Genomic DNA, 4,481 nt, shown 5'->3' on the forward strand with positions numbered 1-4,481 from the left:
GAAATAATTAATGGTGTACGAGATTCATCAATTAAGATTGAGTCAACTTCATCGACTAATGCAAAATGTAATGGACGTAATACACGATCTTCTACACGTGTCACCATGTTATCTCTTAAATAATCAAATCCTACTTCCGCATTTGTAGTATATGTAATATCACATAAGTAAGCTGCACGTTTTTGAGCTGGTGTTAATTGACGTAAGTTTAACCCTACAGTCAATCCCAAGAAACGGTGAATTTGTCCCATCCAATTTGCATCACGCTCTGCTAAATACTCATTTACAGTTACAACATGGACACCTTTTCCTTCAAGTGCATTTAAATATACAGCTAATACCGAAGTTAGTGTTTTACCTTCCCCAGTTTTCATTTCTGCAATATCGCCACCTTGCATTACAAATGCTCCCATTAATTGTACAAAATATGGATATTCACCAATTGTACGTTTTGCTGCTTCTCTTACTGTCGCAAAAGCTTCCGGTAAGATATCATCTAAAGTTTCACCTTTAGCTAGTCTTTCTCTTAAAATACCAGTTTGACTTTTAAGCTCATCATCACTCATTGCACTATACTTTTCCGCAAGAGCTTCAACTGGTTTTACCTTATTTTCTATGTCTTTAATACGCTTTTTTTCTACATTAAATAGTTTGTCTATAAAGTTTGCCATAATTCCTCCGAATTCACATTTTTATGCAGGATATATTATACCTTATTTGTGCTATTAAAACAAACGTTCTTGCTTGTTTCTTAGGTTTAATGGATGATTCGCAACCACGAGTATTTTGATTTTAACATCAATACCCTGTAATGCTTCAAGTGCTCCCATCATGGTGTTCCCTGTTGTAAGTACATCATCCACTAGTAGAATTCGTTTAGGAATTGACATTCCAGGCTTAATTTTAATATCTTTCTTCATCTTTTCTCGCTGTGTTTTACTTAAAAAAGCTTGCTTAATATTCTCTGTTTTCAAAAGACAATCGCAGATAGGCAATTTAGTTTGCTCAACCATCTTGATTACATGATTAAAGCCTCTTTCTGCCAATTTCTCGCTACTACTAGGGATTGGAACAATCGTATATGAATTAAATCGGATTTTAATCCAGCAAATAAACGGATATAGAAAGACATCGCTTAAAGCCTCATCCATACATTCTTTGTATTGCACAAGTAATGAACTATAAAAATCATTGTAAATATAAAATGAAATGAGTGGTATACCATGAAACTTAGTAAATCTTTTAGCCTTTTGTAACGAGCGTCTGCATGATGGACATAGTACATCCCGATTTAGTAATAAATCCAATATAGTGGCACCATTTTCAATTGATTTAAAACAATATTTACATTCTTCCAAGTCTATTTACCTCTTTACAAGTTTCTATACAATCATCAACTAGCTTTGATTTTTTAGTGGACAAAAATAAACAATCGCCTGTAGGATATGTGAAACTTCTTCCTACCCTACCACTCATTTGAATTAAACTCGCTTCATCAAAAACACCATGATCAGCACCAAATATACACACATCAATCCCTTCAATTGTGACACCTCTCTCTAAGATTGTTGTCGCTAATAAGCATTGTATTTTTTTATCTCTAAAGGCTTGTATAATTTCATCTTTATTTTCTGTTTTACTAGTGCACATATCTATGTTAACTACGCACGATAAAAGGCGATAGAGTACTTTAGTAGTTTTAATTGTAGGAACAAATATAAGCAATGATTTGTCACTATGTTCTTTAATCCAATAAAGCAGAATAAAAAATAGAATAAGTAACGGAGCGATAAATAATTTCGGTTCAGCAATATCGCAATCATGCGGTCTTCGGTATAGTTTTAAATGCGTTAATTCATTGTTTTTAATGCGATTTAATATCAATTGATCAGGAGTTGCAGTAAGATAAATCATCCTTCCTCTACAACTTGTTTTCACAATACCCTCTAGTACTTTATTTCCTTTATACGGAAAGGCATCTGGTTCATCTAAAACTAATAAATCAAAAGTATTAGGATAACGATAAAGTTGATGAGTAGTACAAACAATCAAATCTCCTACTACATCATCTGTATAACCTTGGCATACCGCTATTACCTTTGCTTGCTTAAATATCCCTTTTAACCGACCATATAAATCTAAAACAACTTGTCTACGTGCTACTGCAAATCCAACTCGTTTTTTAGCTTTTAAGAAATAACTAATACTTGCTAGAGTTAACTCTGTTTTACCCGCACCACATATCGCATCCAAAAACACATCTTTTCCTTTGATTAAACTTTTCAAACATTCTTCGGATATGCTTTTTTGTTTTGGTGTTAATGGATATTTAAGCATATACTCATCAGCACTATCTCTTATATCTTCTAGTTCTTTATCCGCCAAATTTTCCTCAATTAATTGTCGTTTAAATTGAATACATCGTCTGCATATCCACCCTTTGCTTCCTAAATAAAAGTACTTCTCTTCCTCATTCTTACATCTTGGACACTGCATAAAAAAAACTCCTTCATATATTTATACGAAAGAATTTCTTATTGTCCTATTTAATATCTTCTTTAGTTGTAATTTTAATATTTTTATAATCGCCTTCTACTACCGCAATATTAGCATTACTATATCTTTCTACAAGTGATGCATCATCTGTTCCCAAGTAATTATCTGTGAATGCTTTTTGGTAGCATTCTAATAATAATTTCGTTTTAAATGCTTGAGGAGTTTGAGCATGCATTAGTTTTGAACGTTCTAAAGTCTCTTTAACAAAGCCATTTTCAACTATTTTAATTGTATCTTTACAAGGTACCATTAATATCGCTGCATCATTGCATGTTAAACTTTCACATAAACGATCAAGTGAAGATGCTGTTACAAATGGTCTTGCTCCATCATGTACAAAGACTACATCTTCTTTTACAGCGCATAGTCCATTAAAAACGCTCTCTTGTCTAGTATCTCCACCTCTAACCACAACTATTTTTCCATTATAGTGATTCGTATGCTGTTTGTAGTCATTTCCCTCAGTTACAACCACGATTTGCGTACATCGAATATCACTTTCAAACTTTTTCATAGTTTGTTCAAGAATTGTTACCCCATTTAGTGGATAATACACCTTATTATAGCCTAAATTCATACGAGAGCCACTTCCCGCCGCCACAATTATTACCGAATATTTCATGCTTTTGCCCTCTAACTTTTTTATCATCATACAACAAAACTCCTAATGACTCAATATTTTAGCTTTCCTATTAGAAACTTATGTTTTGGGCTTCAAAAACTGACCGTTTTAGCGTATAATTGTTTTATCTTTTCGAGGAGGATTTTTCATGAAGGTATCAACCAAGAGAGGCGATACCGGTACAACGAGTATCTATGGTAACCGCACCACAAAAACGAGCCTTGTTATTGAAGCATTAGGTCAGTTAGATTCGTGTATTGCGGAATGTATCCTACTCTGCACTAAATGGGATTCTTTATCCTCTACATGCAAAACAATTGTAGAGGATTTAAATTGTATATGTGCTATCATTGCCGGCTATAGTCCTATTACTAGCTTTACTGATGATCGTACATCTTGGTTAGAAATAACCATGGATCAGGATTCATTGGATGAATCTTTCAAATTCATTTATCCATTTAATAATGAAAAAATAGCCACGATAAATCACCTTCGTACAACCGTGCGTACCGTTGAAAGAGCTTTATTTAGGCTAAATGATGAACAATCCGTTCCTCAAAATATTTTAAACTATATTAATCGTCTTAGTGACTTTTGGTTCATACTAGGATGTAAAGAATATAATAAAACATCAAATAAGGAGAATATATTATGACTTACAGTAAAGACACAGTGCAAAAACTAAACCAAGACATTAAAGTTTATTTCCCTCATCTAACTCAGATAGAAGAAGACTTCCACACGATTCATAGTGGTGTATCTCGTCTAGTTATGTTAGACCGTTACTCACAAAAAGATAGAGAACTTAAATCACTTGGTGTAGGTGATATTGTTTTAACAGTCATTAAAGAAGACCCTAAATATCCTGCACGAGGAGTTGGAGTTGTAAAATCAATAGATGTTGCCAACGAAACTGTAGTCATTGAAATAGAAGAAGAATTTAGAGGCACACTAGAAGATGAAAAAGAATCTCAAACTGGTCTTGTTAAACGTACATTCTTCCAAATTGATAAACCTCTTGAAATTTATTATGAACAAATTGCTAAACGTGTTGGCTTTGCACTAGCTAACCCGGAAAAAAATGAAGAAACTAAACAAAAATATGGGCAATTATTCTACGAACAATTAAAAGATCTTAACACTATTCCTGCGGGTAGAGTACTATATGGTGCTGGCAGTGGAACTCAAGTAACTTACTTTAACTGCTTCGTTATGCCATTTGTAAAAGATAGCCGTGGTGGTATTGCCGATCATAGAAAAGAAGTTATGGAAATCATGAGTAGAGGTGGAGGAGTTGGAACAA

Annotated in this window: 5 protein-coding genes and 1 pseudogene; 2 read left to right on the top strand and 4 right to left on the bottom strand. The window is 33.6% G+C overall.

The window, feature by feature from the left end:
- The 4 genes and pseudogenes from RR430_RS08950 to ispD all read right to left on the bottom strand — a co-directional run.
- Window positions 1-671, bottom strand: a pseudogene (locus tag RR430_RS08950) (preprotein translocase subunit SecA); the annotation flags it as partial.
- Window positions 672-725: 54 nt separating this feature from the next.
- Complete coding sequence (locus RR430_RS08955) at window positions 726-1,358, bottom strand: ComF family protein (protein ID WP_332488263.1); 633 nt, start codon at window positions 1,356-1,358, stop codon at window positions 726-728.
- A complete protein-coding gene (locus tag RR430_RS08960) occupies window positions 1,345-2,496 on the bottom strand; it encodes a helicase-related protein (protein WP_332508970.1) in 1,152 nt (383 codons plus the stop codon). The genes RR430_RS08955 and RR430_RS08960 overlap by 14 nt, the downstream gene beginning before the upstream one ends.
- 46 nt (window positions 2,497-2,542) lie before the next feature.
- Entirely contained in the window at window positions 2,543-3,208 is a 666-nt protein-coding gene (gene ispD, locus RR430_RS08965) for a 2-C-methyl-D-erythritol 4-phosphate cytidylyltransferase (RefSeq protein WP_332508971.1), read from the bottom strand.
- A gap of 118 nt (window positions 3,209-3,326) precedes the next feature.
- On the opposite strand from ispD, the gene RR430_RS08970 reads away from it, so the two are divergent.
- Both RR430_RS08970 and RR430_RS08975 read left to right on the top strand, forming a co-directional pair.
- Window positions 3,327-3,833 carry an ATP:cob(I)alamin adenosyltransferase gene (locus tag RR430_RS08970; RefSeq protein WP_332488259.1) on the top strand — a complete coding sequence of 169 codons (507 nt, stop codon included), beginning with the start codon at window positions 3,327-3,329 and terminating at the stop codon, window positions 3,831-3,833.
- On the top strand, window positions 3,830-4,481 hold a 652-nt coding region (locus tag RR430_RS08975; protein WP_332508973.1), incomplete at its 3' end, for a hypothetical protein. The genes RR430_RS08970 and RR430_RS08975, both read left to right, overlap by 4 nt.

The sequence above is a fragment of the Anaerorhabdus sp. genome, assembly GCF_036641015.1.
Classification (GTDB): Bacteria; Bacillota_I; Bacilli_A; order Erysipelotrichales; family Erysipelotrichaceae; genus Anaerorhabdus.

What these genes read in the sequence shown, in the direction of transcription:
- RR430_RS08960 (WP_332508970.1), bottom strand. Translation starts at nt 2,496, where the DNA reads ATGCAGTGTCCAAGATGTAAGAATGAGGAAGAGAAGTACTTTTATTTA.
- ispD (WP_332508971.1), bottom strand. Translation starts at nt 3,208, where the DNA reads ATGATGATAAAAAAGTTAGAGGGCAAAAGCATGAAATATTCGGTAATA.
- RR430_RS08970 (WP_332488259.1), top strand. Translation starts at nt 3,327, where the DNA reads ATGAAGGTATCAACCAAGAGAGGCGATACCGGTACAACGAGTATCTAT.